A 15,094-nucleotide genomic window follows, 5' to 3' on the forward strand; every position below is an offset into this window, starting at 1 on the left:
TTTATGAAGATTTTACTTATTGGCAAAAATGGCCAGGTGGGCTGGGAGCTGCAGCGTTCGCTTTCGACGCTGGGTGAAGTGGTTGCCGTGGACTATTTTGATAAAGAGTTGTGCGGTGATTTGACCAACCTTGCGGGTATTGCACAAACTGTCCGTCAGGTAAAACCGGATGTGGTTGTCAATGCCGCAGCGCACACGGCGGTGGATAAAGCAGAAAGCGAACGTGAACTGTCCGACCTGCTGAATGACCGGGGCGTGGCGGTGCTGGCAGAAGAGTCGGCGAAGCTGGGCGCCCTGATGGTGCACTACTCCACCGACTACGTCTTCGATGGAGAAGGCGAGCATTATCGTTCCGAGGACGAGGCCACCGGGCCGCTGAACGTTTATGGCGAAACCAAGCGCGCCGGGGAAATCGCACTGGAGCAGGGTAACCCGCGCCATCTGATTTTCCGTACCAGCTGGGTGTACGCGACGCGCGGGGCAAACTTTGCCAAAACCATGCTGCGCCTGGCGGGTGAAAAAGAGACGCTGTCGATCATTAACGACCAGCACGGCGCGCCAACCGGCGCCGAGCTTCTGGCCGACTGTACCGCCATTGCCATCCGTGAAGAGTTACGCAATAAAGCGGTTGCCGGAACCTACCATCTGGTGGCCAGCGGTGAAACCAGCTGGTGTGACTATGCGCGCTTTGTGTTTGATGTGGCTCGCGAAAACGGAGTTCAGCTGGCTATCAAAGAGGTTAACGGTATTCCGACGACGGCCTGGCCTACGCCGGCTAAACGCCCGCTGAACTCCCGCCTGTCGAATGAGAAATTCCAGCGCGTATTTGGCGTAACGCTCCCGGACTGGCGCCAGGGTGTTGAGCGCGTGGTTGTTGAAGTATCAGGTAAGTAAAGCAAGCGAGCATACAAAATGAATATTATTAAAACTGACATTCCTGAGGTCTTAATCTGCGAGCCGAGAGTCTTTGGCGACGCGCGCGGATTTTTCTTTGAAAGCTTCAGTAGTAAAGTATTTGATGAAGCGGTGGGTCGCAAGGTTGAGTTTGTACAGGATAACCACTCGCAGTCGCAGAAAGGCGTGCTGCGCGGGCTGCACTATCAGCTGGCGCCGCATGCACAGGGCAAGCTGGTGCGCTGCGTTGAAGGCGAAGTGTTCGATGTTGCCGTTGACATACGCCGTTCATCGCCGACGTTTGGTCAGTGGGTGGGCGTGGTGCTGAGCGCGGAAAACAAGCGTCAGCTGTGGATCCCGGAAGGCTTTGCGCACGGATTTATGGCGCTGAGCGAGAGAGTGCAGTTTGTCTATAAAGCGACCAATTACTACACGCCTCAGTCTGAACGCAGTATTCTCTGGAATGACCCAACGATAAACATTCAATGGCCAAACCAGGATGTATTGATTTCCGATAAAGATAAAGTCGGTGCATTGTTCCTTGATGCTGAGGTCTATGAATGAGTTTTGTCGTTAATCAAACCCGGGAGCTATTTAAGTCACTCATTTCTAATCGACGGTTAATTTACACATTAACTCGTCGTGAAGTGATTAGCCGGTACCGCGGTTCAGTATTAGGGTTGCTGTGGTCATTTTTCACACCTGTCCTTATGCTTGTGGTATACACATTTGTATTTAGTGTCGTATTCCAGGCAAAATGGAGTGAGGGGAGCACGTCGCGTACGGCATTTGCATTGGTTCTGTTTTCAGGGTTAATTATATTCAACTTGTTTTCTGAATGTATTAATCGGGCGCCGACTATAATACTTGCAAATGCGAATTATGTGAAAAAGGTAATATTTCCATTGGAGATATTATCTTGGGTGAATTTATTTGCAGCATTATTCCATTTTTCAATTAGTTGTCTGGTATGGCTTATCTTCTATATTGTAGAAGTAGGCATGCCTCATATCACCATCCTTTTGCTACCGGTTATCCTCCTGCCATTAGTTTTGATGATTATGGGGCTGAGCTGGTTTTTAGGTTCTTTAGGTGTATATTTACGTGATGTTAGCCAGATAGTTGGTATAGTCACAATGGTGCTAATGTTCTTATCGCCAATCTTTTTCCCGACATCTGCACTTCCCGAATCAGTAAGGCCACTGTTATTACTTAATCCACTGGCTCAATTTATTGAACAAGCCAGAGATGTAATGTATTGGGGGCGGGTTCCAGAAATTAGACCGTATTTAGTTGGGTTAATTGTTAATGCAGCGATTGCATGGGCTGGATTCCTTTGGTTCCAGAAAACACGGAAAGGGTTTGCAGATGTCATCTGATAATATTATTGAGATAACAGGTTTAAGTAAGTGTTATCAAATTTATGACTCACCAAAAGATCGTTTGATGCAGATGTTCTTTCGATCTCGTAAACAGCTTTACCGTGAATTTTGGGCTTTAAAAAATGTTAGTTTTTCCCTTAAAAAAGGCGAAACGGTTGGCATTATCGGCCGAAATGGCTCGGGCAAATCTACTTTGCTGCAAATGATTTGCGGAACACTAACACCCACAGATGGTACGGTGAAGGTTAATGGCCGTATTGCTGCATTGTTAGAGCTTGGTGCGGGGTTTAACCCTGAGTTTACTGGTCATGAAAATATTTTTATGGCTGCGTCTCTATATGGCTTGACAAATGAACAAATCAGACAAAGGTACGAGAAGATTCTGGCTTTTGCTGACATCGGCGATTATATCGATCAGCCAGTAAAAACCTATTCAAGTGGGATGTATGTCCGTCTGGCTTTCGCGGTTATCGCCCATGTTGATGCTGATATACTGGTTATTGATGAAGCCCTTGCTGTTGGTGATGCGGTTTTCACCCAGAAATGCATGCGATTCATCAGAAAGTTTAAAGAGAATGGCACTTTACTGTTTGTCAGTCATGATACCCAATCAGTAATAAATTTATGCGATAAAGCAATCTGGATCCATAAAGGTGAAATGATTGCTTCGGGCAAAGCTAAGACTATTACAGAAAAGTATCTACAGTATACCTTACAAGAGGTTTACGGTGATGAAACCAAACTTGATGATATTAAAAATAATAAACAAGATGATGTTTCTACTGAACAATCACAACTTGCCATTGCTGAAAATTCGACTGCTAATGATACTTTCGACTATAACTCTCAATACGGTATTGATAACAATCTATCAGATGCTAATGGTTGGAAAACCGGTGCAGGTGAAATTATCGATGTGTCATTCAGTGATGTGGCTACCGGGAGCACCCACCACCTGTACAAAGGTGGTGAAAAAGTCAAACTATGCATTACTGCGATTATAAATGAGCAATTCGACTCACCGATATTAGGTTTTCTGGTTAAAGATCGTTTGGGCCAGGTGTTATTCGGAGAGAACACATTGCCATTCACCAATAAAAATGCATTTTCTGTAGGTGCGGGTGAGAAAATGACCGCTGAATATGTGTTTACATTGCCGATGCTGCCCAATGGGGAATATTCGATGATGGTCTCATTGGCTAATGGTGATATAAACAGCCATGTTCAGCACCACTGGCTACATGATGCTTTGATAATCAATGTCTCTTCAAGTGATGTGCGTTGGGGACTGGTCGGTATTAAGTTTGATGATGTGAAACTGGAAAAAGAATGAAAAATTTAATTGAGCTCTATGATGAGCATAACGGAAAATCATCAGATAAGTGGGATATTTATCTCCATACTTACCACCAGTACCTTTTCAGTTCCAGAATGTCTGTCAAGAATTTTCTAGAAATTGGTGTACAAAATGGTGGCTCACTAGAAATATGGCGCAAGTATTTCCCAGTCGCCGAGAACATTATTGGTTGTGATATTAATCATGATTGTGAAAAATTAAAATATAATGACGATGCGATTAAGATTGTTATTGGGAACTCGTCAACTGAAGATGTAAAAAAACGGATTCAGTATATTGCACAATCATTTGATTTGATTATCGACGATGGTTCGCATGATTCATCCGACATTATTAAATCATTCTTGCTTTACTTCCCTCTGGTTAATGAAGAGGGAATTTATATTGTTGAAGATTTACATTGTAGCTACTGGGAAAGCTTTGAAGGGGGACTCTATGACCCATTTTCTTCAATGGCATTTCTTAAAAAATTAGCCGATGTGCAAAACCATGAGCATTGGGGGATTGAGTTAAGTGCTAACGAATTCTTACAACCTTTCTATGAACACTATGAATGTGAACATTTAGGCCCCATTGACTATAGCGAAATTCATTCAGTTACTTTTATAAACTCCCTATGCATCATTCAAAAGGGTAAAGCAAAGTCAAATCTTCTCGGTGTTCGACATATTGTTGGTGACGAAGAGATAGTTGTCCAAGGTAATAAGGCCCACAATGGTACTTATATGCCTGCAATGCTGCAGACTCATAATTTTTGGAGTTCATTACAGCTCCATCCAGAAATGGAATGGCAGAAATTAGTTGTTGCAGAACAGAATATGACTAAAGAGATTCTTGCTCAACAGAAAAGACTGAAAGAACTTCAAAGCCATATAGGTAAACAAGAACAGCATATTCAAGAAGTTAATACCGCGCTTGAAGAAAAAGAACATCTCATCCAACGCCTGAGTTTTGATAATCAGGCGTTGCGGGAATCGACCAGCTGGCGTATAACCAAACCAGTACGCTTAGCCATGCTTAACCTCCGCCGGGCCAAAAAAGCGGCCAAAACCATAACGCATGTGACGAAAACTCACGGTGTTGCTTATACCTACAAAAAAGGGATGGCGGTATTTAAGCGTGAAGGTATTTCTGGCGCAATACAGCGAATCAGGCATGTCGCGGCATTCCAGGGTATGCAAGCAGTACGCGTTCAGAAGGAATTACCTGCAATTAGTCTCGATGCCACTAAGATATTGAGCCTGCGAGTATTGATCATCGCGGAGCTATCAATACCTCAGTGTCGTAAGTATCGTGTGGACCAGAAAGTTGAATTATTTAAAAATCTCAATATACCTGTAACAGTGCTTAACTGGCATGACTGGCAGGCATGCATTGATGCGCTACAAAGCCATTCCTTAATTATTTTTTATCGCGTACCAGCATTTGATAGCGTTCATAGTATTTTCGATGAGTGCGATAGACTTAATCTCCCGACGTATTGGGAAGTCGATGACCTTATCTTTGATGCTGAAGTGATGAGGAATAGTCGTACCTTAAATGAGCTGGATAAAGATGTCTTCCAGGGTTTACTGGATGGTGCCCATTTATACAAATCGGCATTGTCACGTTGTAAATTTGCTATCGCATCAACGCCTCATCTTGCAGAAGAAATGGTCGCTGCCGGTGTAAAACATGCGTTTGTTGTTGAAAATGCGCTTGATCCAGAAACCGTGGTGACAGCTTCTTCGTTACCAGAAACACGAAAAAGTAGTGAAGACAATATCATCCGAATCGTCTATGGTTCTGGAACCAGCACGCATAACGTTGATTTCCTTGAAGCTTCTGACGCGATCCTGGCGATTCTTAAAAAGCATAAAAATGTTCATTTCCGCTTGATTGGAACTTTAGAGTTACCAAAAGAATACAATGTTGTGCAGGCGCAGATAGAAAGAATAGAATTTTGTCCGTATACGGATTACCTGAAAATTCTTAATGAATGTGATATCAGCATCGCACCGTTGGAAAACTATGTATTTAATGATTCAAAAAGTAATATTAAATATATTGAAGCCTCAATTTTAGGTGTTCCATGTATTTGTTCACCGCGACCTAATTTTTCAAATGTGATTAATCATGGCGAAAATGGGTTCTTGTGTGATAGCACGGAACAATGGGTTTCAGTGATTGAGGAATTAGTGGATTCTGCCGAGTTACGTCATGCTGTTGGTCTGCAGGGTAAGCAGACTGTACTGGCACGCTACTCCCAGGAATTTATCGCCAAAAATCAGGTTATGCCGCTGGTTGATGATTTTAATCATCCTGTGGAAACTGCTAAAAAGCAGATTTTATCCGTAAACTGTTATTACGGGCCACGTTCTTTTGGCGGCGCCACTGTTGTTGCTGAAGCACTAAATAAGCGCTTAAATACAACTGAACAGTTTGATATTCATGTGTTCACGGCGTTAAATCAAGATTATGGTCAGCTAAATAAACTGCGCCGCTATGAGTTTGATGGGCAAGACTGCTACGGTATGGTTATTCCAGACGTACTGCCATCGAAAAAGCAGATCGTGAACAATGACATCGATGCGGAATTTACACATGTTCTCGATCTGGTTAAGCCGGACTTAGTACATTTTCACTCGATTCAGGGACTCGGCGTTACTATGCTTGACATTTGTCATCAGCGTAATATCCCTATTGTTGTTACCGCCCATGATTACTGGTGGCTATATGAACATCAATTCATTCTGAGTTTTGATGAAAAACATAAGTTCAGAGGCTTGAGTAAAAAATTAGACAGCGGTCATCATCTTGATAATAACGATGACTATTATCAAATGAAGAAAAGAAGTTCATTGAAACTTGCCGATGTAATACTTTCTCCAAGTCTTTTCACCTCAGAGGTGTATAAAAGCGAAGGCTATGACAATGTTCGTCTGAATAAGAATGGCGTCGCTGCTCCTTCATCAGAACGAGTTCGTTATCCACATCAACCGTTGAAGTTTGGTTACGTGGGTGGAAACACGAATATTAAAGGTTTCCATCTGATCAGGAAGGTATTTTCTAGCATTCCGGCGAGTCAGGCATGCTTAGTCATAGTTGATAATACTCTCAATCTTGGTTTCCCATCGTTTAGTCAGGACGATCTTGATGGTATCAATTCTGTCGAGGTAGTGCCGGCATTTACTCAAGCTGAAATTGATGATTTTTATGCCGGTATTGATGTTTTACTTTATCCAACACAATCCAAGGAGAGTTTTGGTTTGACCGTTCGCGAGGCCCTTATCCGTGATGTATGGGTCATTACCAGTGATGCTGGTGGGGCGGCAGAGGATATCATTGTTGGCGAGAATGGGTTAGTGATTCCATTCAATAATGAAAGTAAAGATTTATCTAAGGCTGTGTCAGAAACGATTGAGTATTTTGCGAAGAGAGATTCTTCGAGCCCCCTTACTCTCCCTCATTCTCACATTCGAAATTTTGATGAGCAATATGAAGAGTTGTCTTCAATTTATTTGGATGTTTTAAAGTAAAGGGCCTTTGGCCCTTTTATGGATATTACTTGTGAGTAATGAAATTCTTGCAATTACGATAACATTTAATCCTGAAATTGAACGTTTAGAGACACAGATTCGACAATTAGATAGCAGCGGTGTTGATATTTTGATTGTTGATAATGGGTCAGACAATAGCGCTGAGATTTCAGCGCTATTACAGCAAGAAACAGCAACTGTGAACCTCCGTTTAATTGGTAGCAATGTTGGGATTGCGACTGCTCAGAACCATGGGATTGAGTATGCCAGGGCACAAGGCTACAGGTATGTTCTCTTGATGGATCAAGATAGTATACCTTCCGATAATATGGTCGATATACTTTATCAGGCACTTCGGCTGCACGATGATGCTGCTGCTGTTGGTCCTGTATTTATTGATAGCAATGGCGCCAAACACTCTCGCTTTATTCGCGTAGAGGGGCTTCGGGTGAATAAAAACCTTGAGGCCGATAGCTCCGGATGTGTCGATGTTGACCATTTAATTGCTTCCGGGTCATTAATACCAGTCGAAGTTTTTGAAAAAATTGGTGGCATGGATGACTCGCTGTTTATTGACTATGTTGATGTTGAGTGGTCACTACGTGCACGCCATCAGGGGTTACGCTGCTACGGCGTATTAAATGCTGGTATGACGCACTCATTAGGAGAGCGCCGGGTTGCAGTCTTCAATCGCAGTGTGGCTATCCATGCTCCTGTGCGTCATTACTATCAGGTGCGTAATGCAATATTGTTGTATAAAAGAAATTATATCCCGGTTAACTGGAAGTTTCTGGATGCCTATAAGTTAGTTGCTAAGTTAGCTGTTTTTATTCTCTCAGCTGAAAATAAAAGCTTGGAGATAAAAATGATTTCAAAGGGGTTTCTTGATGCTTTCAGGAATATCAGCGGGAAATATAAGTGATAACTGCAGTGGGTATAATGTTGTGGACAAAGAAGTATCTGTTAAAATCTCGATTGTTACTTATTATATCGATGGTGATATATTCTCGTTAGTAGATTCCTTTCTCATCGCAGCACAAAAAACACCCTATTTGAACTATAAATTTGCGATTATTGAAAACGGTTATAAAGAGAAAACAGAAATACATCGACAGGTTGAAAAGCAATATCCATTCTGTACTGTCACTATTACTGGTGAGAATTTAGGGTATGGTCGCGCTCATAATTTAACTATCGATTCAGACTTTGATTACCATCTGGTGTTAAATCCTGATATTGAGTTTGCACCTGATTCTTTACGTGTTGCATTCGAATTTATGGAGCAAAACACACATTGCGGATTGCTATCACCACAGTGTCATTGGAGAAATGGCGACCGTCAGTATCTGTGTAAAAGATATCCTGATGTATCTGTTCTGTTGATTCGCGCTTTTGCACCAAAATTTATTCAGGACATGTTCAGAAAGAAGCTAGAATATTATTGCATGAAGGATGAAATGCAGGCTGAAACCATTCTATGGAATCCGCCAATTGTCACTGGTTGTTTTATGCTTTTTAGAACTTCAGTGCTGACTGCTTTAGGGGGCTTTGATAAAGACTTCTTTTTATATTTTGAAGACACTGATTTAAGTCTAAGAGCCAGTAAAATGACGGATGTGGCCTATGTGCCTGAAGTTAGGATGCTGCATCATGGCGGAAATGTATCGAGAAAAGGAATTAAACACATTCTCTTCTTTACGTCATCAATGGTGAAGTTTTTCAGAAAGCATGGGTGGAAGATTTTATAATTTTATTTTCCATGTATATTGTTAACTTTTTATTAAAGGATGTTGGGGTTGCCCCAACATCCTTTTTTCTTATTTATGCCGACTGCGCAAATTTTCTATCACTGCCGTCAAATCCAGCTCCTGATCCTGCAGCAGCACCAGCAGATGATACATCAGATCCGACGCTTCGTTCTTCAGCTCAAACTGGTCATGCACCGTCGCGGCCAGCGCCGTTTCCACGCCTTCTTCCCCGACCTTCTGCGCAATGCGCTTGGTGCCGCTGGCGTACAGCTTCGCGGTATAGGAGCTCTCCGGGTCGGCGTGCTTCCGCTCGGCCAGCAGCTGCTCCAGCTGATACAGAAACAGCCACTGGTGTCCCGCTTCGCCGAAGCAGCTGGACGTGCCCTTATGGCAGGTTGGGCCAATCGGATTAACCAGCACCAGCAGGGTATCGTTGTCGCAATCCGGTGTGATGCTCACCACGTTGAGGAAATTGCCGGAGGTTTCGCCCTTGGTCCACAGACGCTGTTTGGTGCGCGACCAGAAGGTCACTTTCCCGCTCTCTTCGGTCTTCGCCAGCGCTTCCTGATTCATGTAGCCAAGCATCAGTACCTCGCCGGAAATAGCGTGCTGTACGATGACCGGCATCATGCCGTCGGTTTTTTGCCAGTCCAGCTGTTCAGTTAACATACCCTAATCTCCACGCCCTGTGCTGCCAGGTACGCTTTCAGTTCGCCAATATTAATAATCTGTTTGTGGAACACCGATGCGGCCAATGCGCCGTCGACGTTGGCGTCGCGGAAGGCTTCAAGGAAGTGTTCCATGGTGCCGGCGCCGCCGGAGGCGATCAGCGGCACGTGGCACACGGCGCGGACTTTACTCAGCTGCTCAAGATCGTAGCCGTTACGCACGCCGTCCTGGTTCATCATATTCAGCACGATCTCTCCGGCCCCGCGCTTCTGCACTTCCTCTACCCAGTCGATAGTTTCCCACTGGGTCACCCGGGTGCGGGCTTCGTCGCCGGTGTACTGATTAACATGATACTTGCCGGTATCGGCGTCGAACCAGGTATCGATGCCCACCACGATACACTGCACGCCGAAACGATCGGCGAGGCGGGTAATCAGCGTCGGATCTGCGAGGGCAGGGGAGTTAATCGAAATCTTGTCTGCGCCAAAAGAGAGGATCTGCGCCGCGTCTTCCAGCGATTTAATCCCGCCGGCGACGCAGAACGGAATATCGATAACTTCCGCCACCCGGGAAACCCAGCTTTTATCGACCACCCGCCCGTCGCTGGAGGCGGTGATATCGTAGAATACCAGCTCATCCGCGCCTTCATCGGCGTAGCGCTTCGCCAGCGGGACGATGTCGCCGATGATTTCATGATTACGGAACTGCACGCCTTTCACTACCTGGCCGTCGCGAACGTCGAGGCAGGGGATTATCCGTTTTGCCAGCATTGAATGGCCTCCGTTACGTTGAATTTATCTTCCAGCAGCGCGCGGCCGACAATGACCCCGCGTACCCCGGTTCCGCGCAGCGCGGCGATATCGTTAAGATCGCCGATGCCGCCGGAGGACTGGAACGCGACCTGCGGATAGCGAGCGCACACCTCTTCATATAAAGAGACGTTGGAACCGGCTAAGGTGCCGTCGCGGGAGATGTCGGTGCACAGCACGTGCTGCAGGCCAACCGGCAGATAGCTTTCCACCAGCTCCTCAAGGGTTACCCCGGAGTTTTCCTGCCAGCCGCTGACCGCCACCTGCTTATTACCTTCGGCATCGATGCGCACGTCGAGCGCCAGCACCAGATGCTGCGGGCCGAAACGTTTGAACCAGCCCTTCACCGTCTCCGGCGATTTCACCGCCGTAGAGCCTACCACCACGCGCGCGACGCCGGCATCCAGCAGGGCCGCGACATCCTCTTCCGTACGCACGCCGCCGCCGACCTGCACCGGAACGTCAACGCCGGCAACCAGGGTTTTGAGCAGCGAAATCTGACGCTTTGCGGGATCTTTCGCGCCGGTGAGATCGACCAGATGCAGCACTTCCGCGCCCTGGGCGGCGTAGGACTGCAGGCGCGGCAGCGGATCGTTGCCGTAGTCGCGCTGCTGGCCGTAATCGCCCTGGTGGAGACGGACAACCGTACCGTCAATTAAATCTAAAGCCGGAATTATCATCACATCTCCAGGAAGTTTTTCAGCAGCTGGGCGCCGGCGCTGCCCGAGCGCTCCGGGTGAAACTGTACGCCAAAAAAGTTATCTTGCTGTACCGCAGCGGTGAACGGCTCGCCGTAGTTGCACTGCGCAATGGTGTGCGGATTGACCGGCATCGCGTAGCTGTGGACGAAATAGAAATAAGCCCCGTCCTCGATACCGCTGAACAGGCGATTCCCCGCTTTCGGGTACACGCGGTTCCAGCCCATATGCGGCAGCGGCAGCCCGTGGTCGGTCATCTTCGGCACGTCTTCGGCAATAATGCCCAGCAGATCGACGCCGTTGCTCTCTTTGCTGCGCCGGCCAAGCAGCTGCATGCCGAGGCAGATCCCCAGCACCGGCTGGGTGCAGGCCTTAACCAGCTCAATCAGCTCGCGGTCGCGCAGCTGGTCCATTGCCGCCTGGGCGGTGCCCACGCCGGGTAAAAACAGCTTGTCGGCGCGCAGCACCACGTCCGGATCGCGGCTCACCGCCGGCTGATAGCCGTGGCGGAGAATCGCCGATTTCACCGAATTGAGGTTGGCGCATCCGGTATCGAGGATCACCACGTTCATTACAGCACCCCTTTCGAAGATGGCAGCGTGTCGCCCTGCACGCGGATCGCCTGACGCAGCGTGCGGCCAAAGGCTTTAAACAGGCTCTCGACGCGATGGTGGTCGTTCTTGCCCTTGGTTTTCAGGTGCAGAGTCACCGCCATAGTGTAGGAGAGCGAGCGGAAGAAGTGTTCAACCATCTCGGTGCTCAGGTCGCCGACGCGCTGATAGGCGAAGTCCGCCTTATATTCGAGGTGCGGGCGCCCGGAGATATCCAGCGCGCAGCGGGCCAGACACTCGTCCATCGGCAGCACAAAGCCAAAGCGGCTGATGCCGCGCTTATCGCCCAGCGCCAGCTTCAGCGCTTCGCCCAGCGCCAGGCCGGTATCTTCCACCGTGTGGTGATCGTCAATATAGAGATCGCCGCCGACGTTAATCTCCAGGCGGAAGCCGCCGTGGGTGGCGATCTGATCGAGCATATGATCGAAAAAGCCGACGCCGGTGTGGATTTTGCTGCCGCCTTCGCGATCCAGCCAGACTTTTACATCGACCTGGGTTTCTTTGGTGATGCGCTCAACGTGGGCATAGCGGTCGCGGCGGGTAAGCTGCTCGCAAATGGTCGGCCAGTCGAGGGTCTCGCGGTCGTAGCGCAGGCCGATAATGCCCATATTTTCCGCCAGCTCGATGTCGCTGGCGCGATCGCCGATGACGTAGCTGTTGGCTCTATCCAGCACGCCCTCTTCCAGCCACGGCAGCACCAGCTGAGTTTTCGGCTTGCGGCAGTCGCAGCCTTCCGTCGGCAGGTGCGGACAAATCAGCACCTCTTCAAAGTTCACGCCCTGGGAAGCAAATACCTGCATCATCAGGTTGTGCGGGCCGTCAAACTCATCCTGAGGCAGGCTGTCGGTGCCCAGACCATCCTGATTGGTGATCATCACCAGCCGATAGCCTTCCTGCTGCAGCTTCAGCAGCGCAGGGATCACCTGTGGCTCAAAGGCCAGCTTTTCAAAGCGGTCTACCTGAAAATCAACCGGTGGCTCGGAAATCAGCGTACCGTCACGGTCAATAAAGAGAAACTTCTGGGTCATACATTCTCCGCAGTCAAAGCGTCAATCACGCGCTGGCTCTCTGCACGGGTACCGATAGTGATACGCAAACAGCCGCTTAATGAGGGTTGTTTATTCTGGTCTCGTAAGATAATGCCCTGATCCCACAAAGATTTAAATACCGCGCTGGAGGCTTTAATGCGCGCGAGGATGTAGTTGGTCTCGGAATCGAAAACCTGCTCAATGCAGGCGATGCCGCGCAGCTGGCCAATCAGGTACTCACGCTCGTCTACGATCTGCGCGACGCGGGCGCGCATGGCGGCAATACCCTCGGCGTTGAGAGCCTGGGCGGCGATATCGGCGACCGGCGTGGAGAGCGGGTAGGGGGCGATGACCTTCATCAGCAGGCTAATCACCTCGGCGTTAGCCAGCGTAAAGCCGCAGCGCAGCCCGGCGAGGGCAAAGGCCTTCGACAGCGTGCGCAGCACCACCAGATGCGGGTAGTCGCTCAGCCAGCCGGCCAGCGTCGCCTGCGGGCAGAACTCGATGTAGGCTTCGTCGGCGATGACAATCGCCTTGCCGCGGGTCATCTCCAGCAGCGCGCGCATATCGTCGGGGTTAATCACCTGCCCGGTCGGGTTGTTGGGGCTGCAGACAAAGACCACCTTCACGCCGTCGAGATTGGCGGCGATGCCGGGGAGATCGAGCTGCCAGTCGCTCAGGCTCGGCACCGTCCGGCGATCCACGCCGAAGGTTTCGGTACTGACGCCGTACATGCCGTAGGTTGGCGGGCAGTAGAGCACCGCGTCCTCTCCCGGCTCGCAGAAGGCGCGGATCACCAGCTCAATGCCTTCATCGGCGCCGCGGCTCACCAGAACCTGCTCGGGCTTAACCCCGGCATACTGCGCGTAGTTCGCAATCACCGCTTTCGGCTGGCCTTCCGGGTAGCGGTTCAGCGTTTGCTGAGTTAGCTGGAATTCAACGGCGGTCGGGAATTCGTTGGCGTTGAGCCAGACGTCGCCTTTACCGCCCAGGCGGCGAGCAGACTGGTATGGCGTCAGGTCACGGACGTTAGCGCGGGCTAAATCTTCGATGCTCATGCTTGCTCCTTAAGCGCTGCAACGCGCAGCGTAACGGCATTTTTGTGGGCGGTCAGGCGCTCGGCGGCGGCGAGAATTTCAATCGTTGACGCCAGGGCGGAAAAGCCTTCGCGCGACAGCTCCTGCACCGTCATGCGCTTCTGGAAATCCGCCAGGCCGAGGCTGGAACAGGTGGCGGTATAGCCGTAGGTCGGCAGCACGTGGTTGGTGCCGGAGGCGTAATCGCCCGCCGACTCGGGCGACCAGTCGCCGAGGAACACCGACCCGGCGCTGGTGATGCTGTCGACCAGCTCGCGCGCCCTGCGGGTTTGAATAATCAGGTGCTCCGGGCCGTACTGGTTGGAGATCTCCACGCACTGCGCGAGGTCGCGCGCCACGATGATGCGGCTGGCTGAGAGCGCCTCGCGAGCGGTTTCCGCCCGCGGCAGCTCCGCCAGCTGGCGCTCAACGGCCTGCGCTACGCGGCGGCCCATTTCGGCATCCGGGGTCAGCAGAATAACCTGCGAATCCGGGCCGTGCTCGGCCTGTGACAGCAGGTCTGACGCCACGAAGTCCGGCGTCGCGCCGCTGTCGGCAATCACCAATACTTCGGACGGGCCGGCGGGCATATCGATCGCCGCGCCGTCGAGACGCTGGCTGACCTGACGTTTAGCCTCGGTCACGAAGGCGTTACCCGGGCCAAAGATTTTGTCCACTTTGGCAATCGATTCGCTGCCAAAGGCCAGCGCCGCAATCGCCTGAGCGCCGCCGACGTTAAAGACGTTACGCACGCCGCACAGCTGGGCGGCATAGAGAATTTCATCGGCGATGGGCGGCGGCGAGCACAGAACCACCTGCTGACAGCCGGCGATGCGCGCCGGCGTCGCCAGCATTAATACGGTAGAGAACAGCGGGGCGGAGCCGCCGGGAATATAGAGGCCGACGGAGGCGATGGGGCGGGTGACCTGCTGGCAGCGCACGCCCGGCAGCGTTTCAACGTCCACGCCCGGAAGCTGCTGGGCGTTGTGGAAGGTTTCGATATTGCGTACCGCAACCGCCATAGCCTGCTTGAGCTCGTCGCTCAGGCGCTCGCCGGCGGCGGCAATCTCCTCGTCGCTGACCTTCAGCGCCTTGACGTCGGTCTTATCAAACTTTGCGCTGTACTCGCGCAGCGCCGCGTCGCCGTTTTGTTTGACGTTATCAAGGATCTCAGCAACGGTACGCGTGATGCTGTCGGAAGCGGAAATCGCCGGGCGCATTAATAATTGTTGCTGTTGTTCGGCGCTACAGCTATTCCAGTCGATGATTGTGTTGAAGCTCATGATAGTTTCCCCTGTTTACTC

General features: G+C 49.8%; 14 protein-coding genes. 7 read left to right on the forward strand and 7 right to left on the reverse strand.

Translation table 11 applies throughout. The annotated features are described in order from the left end of the window. Positions 1–3: 3 nt before the first annotated feature. From rfbD to GO007_RS14305, 7 genes are read left to right on the forward strand one after another with little or no spacing between them, the layout of a single operon-like run. Entirely contained in the window at positions 4–894 is an 891-nt protein-coding gene (rfbD, locus tag GO007_RS14275) for a dTDP-4-dehydrorhamnose reductase (protein WP_095100918.1), read from the forward strand. Between the two features lie 18 nt (positions 895–912). Then, positions 913–1,458: a dTDP-4-dehydrorhamnose 3,5-epimerase gene (gene rfbC, locus GO007_RS14280; RefSeq protein ID WP_095100919.1), complete on the forward strand. Its 546-nt coding sequence runs from the start codon at positions 913–915 to the stop codon at positions 1,456–1,458. After that, positions 1,455–2,273 carry an ABC transporter permease gene (locus GO007_RS14285; RefSeq protein WP_095100920.1) on the forward strand — a complete coding sequence of 273 codons (819 nt, stop codon included), beginning with the start codon at positions 1,455–1,457 and terminating at the stop codon, positions 2,271–2,273. The genes rfbC and GO007_RS14285 overlap by 4 nt, the downstream gene beginning before the upstream one ends. Then, a complete protein-coding gene (locus GO007_RS14290) occupies positions 2,263–3,609 on the forward strand; it encodes an ABC transporter ATP-binding protein (RefSeq protein WP_095100921.1) in 1,347 nt (448 codons plus the stop codon). The genes GO007_RS14285 and GO007_RS14290 overlap by 11 nt, the downstream gene beginning before the upstream one ends. Further along, positions 3,606–7,151, forward strand: a complete 3,546-nt coding sequence (locus tag GO007_RS14295; protein WP_095100922.1) for a glycosyltransferase — start codon at positions 3,606–3,608, stop codon at positions 7,149–7,151. Before GO007_RS14290 ends, GO007_RS14295 begins: the two co-directional genes overlap by 4 nt. A gap of 31 nt (positions 7,152–7,182) precedes the next feature. Further along, positions 7,183–8,073, forward strand: a complete 891-nt coding sequence (locus tag GO007_RS14300; protein WP_189339867.1) for a glycosyltransferase family 2 protein — start codon at positions 7,183–7,185, stop codon at positions 8,071–8,073. Then, positions 8,039–8,899, forward strand: coding sequence for a glycosyltransferase (locus GO007_RS14305; protein ID WP_095100923.1), 861 nt, complete (start codon positions 8,039–8,041; stop codon positions 8,897–8,899). The genes GO007_RS14300 and GO007_RS14305 overlap by 35 nt, the downstream gene beginning before the upstream one ends. A 69-nt stretch (positions 8,900–8,968) precedes the next feature. Here GO007_RS14305 and hisIE read toward each other — a convergent pair whose 3' ends face one another. Genes hisIE through hisD form a run of 7 tightly spaced genes read right to left on the reverse strand, consistent with a single transcriptional unit; the run spans position 8,969 to position 15,073 of the window. Then, positions 8,969–9,568, reverse strand: coding sequence for a bifunctional phosphoribosyl-AMP cyclohydrolase/phosphoribosyl-ATP diphosphatase HisIE (gene hisIE, locus GO007_RS14310; protein WP_095100924.1), 600 nt, complete (start codon positions 9,566–9,568; stop codon positions 8,969–8,971). Further along, positions 9,562–10,338 (reverse strand): imidazole glycerol phosphate synthase subunit HisF, encoded by a 777-nt coding sequence (gene hisF / locus GO007_RS14315; protein ID WP_095100925.1) that lies wholly within the window; start codon positions 10,336–10,338, stop codon positions 9,562–9,564. The genes hisIE and hisF overlap by 7 nt, the downstream gene beginning before the upstream one ends. Next, a complete protein-coding gene (gene hisA, locus GO007_RS14320; RefSeq protein ID WP_095100926.1) occupies positions 10,320–11,057 on the reverse strand; it encodes a 1-(5-phosphoribosyl)-5-[(5-phosphoribosylamino)methylideneamino]imidazole-4-carboxamide isomerase in 738 nt (245 codons plus the stop codon). The genes hisF and hisA overlap by 19 nt, the downstream gene beginning before the upstream one ends. Then, positions 11,057–11,647 (reverse strand): imidazole glycerol phosphate synthase subunit HisH, encoded by a 591-nt coding sequence (gene hisH / locus GO007_RS14325; RefSeq protein ID WP_095100927.1) that lies wholly within the window; start codon positions 11,645–11,647, stop codon positions 11,057–11,059. The genes hisA and hisH overlap by 1 nt, the downstream gene beginning before the upstream one ends. Continuing rightward, positions 11,647–12,714, reverse strand: coding sequence for a bifunctional histidinol-phosphatase/imidazoleglycerol-phosphate dehydratase HisB (gene hisB / locus GO007_RS14330; protein WP_095100928.1), 1,068 nt, complete (start codon positions 12,712–12,714; stop codon positions 11,647–11,649). Before hisB ends, hisH begins: the two co-directional genes overlap by 1 nt. After that, positions 12,711–13,772 (reverse strand): histidinol-phosphate transaminase, encoded by a 1,062-nt coding sequence (gene hisC, locus GO007_RS14335; RefSeq protein WP_095100929.1) that lies wholly within the window; start codon positions 13,770–13,772, stop codon positions 12,711–12,713. Before hisC ends, hisB begins: the two co-directional genes overlap by 4 nt. Next, entirely contained in the window at positions 13,769–15,073 is a 1,305-nt protein-coding gene (gene hisD / locus GO007_RS14340; RefSeq protein ID WP_095100930.1) for a histidinol dehydrogenase, read from the reverse strand. The genes hisC and hisD overlap by 4 nt, the downstream gene beginning before the upstream one ends. Positions 15,074–15,094: the final 21 nt, after the last annotated feature.

Origin of the sequence: Klebsiella sp. 10-1, assembly GCF_009758445.1 — a bacterium.
Taxonomy (GTDB): domain Bacteria; phylum Pseudomonadota; class Gammaproteobacteria; order Enterobacterales; family Enterobacteriaceae; genus Klebsiella; species Klebsiella scottii.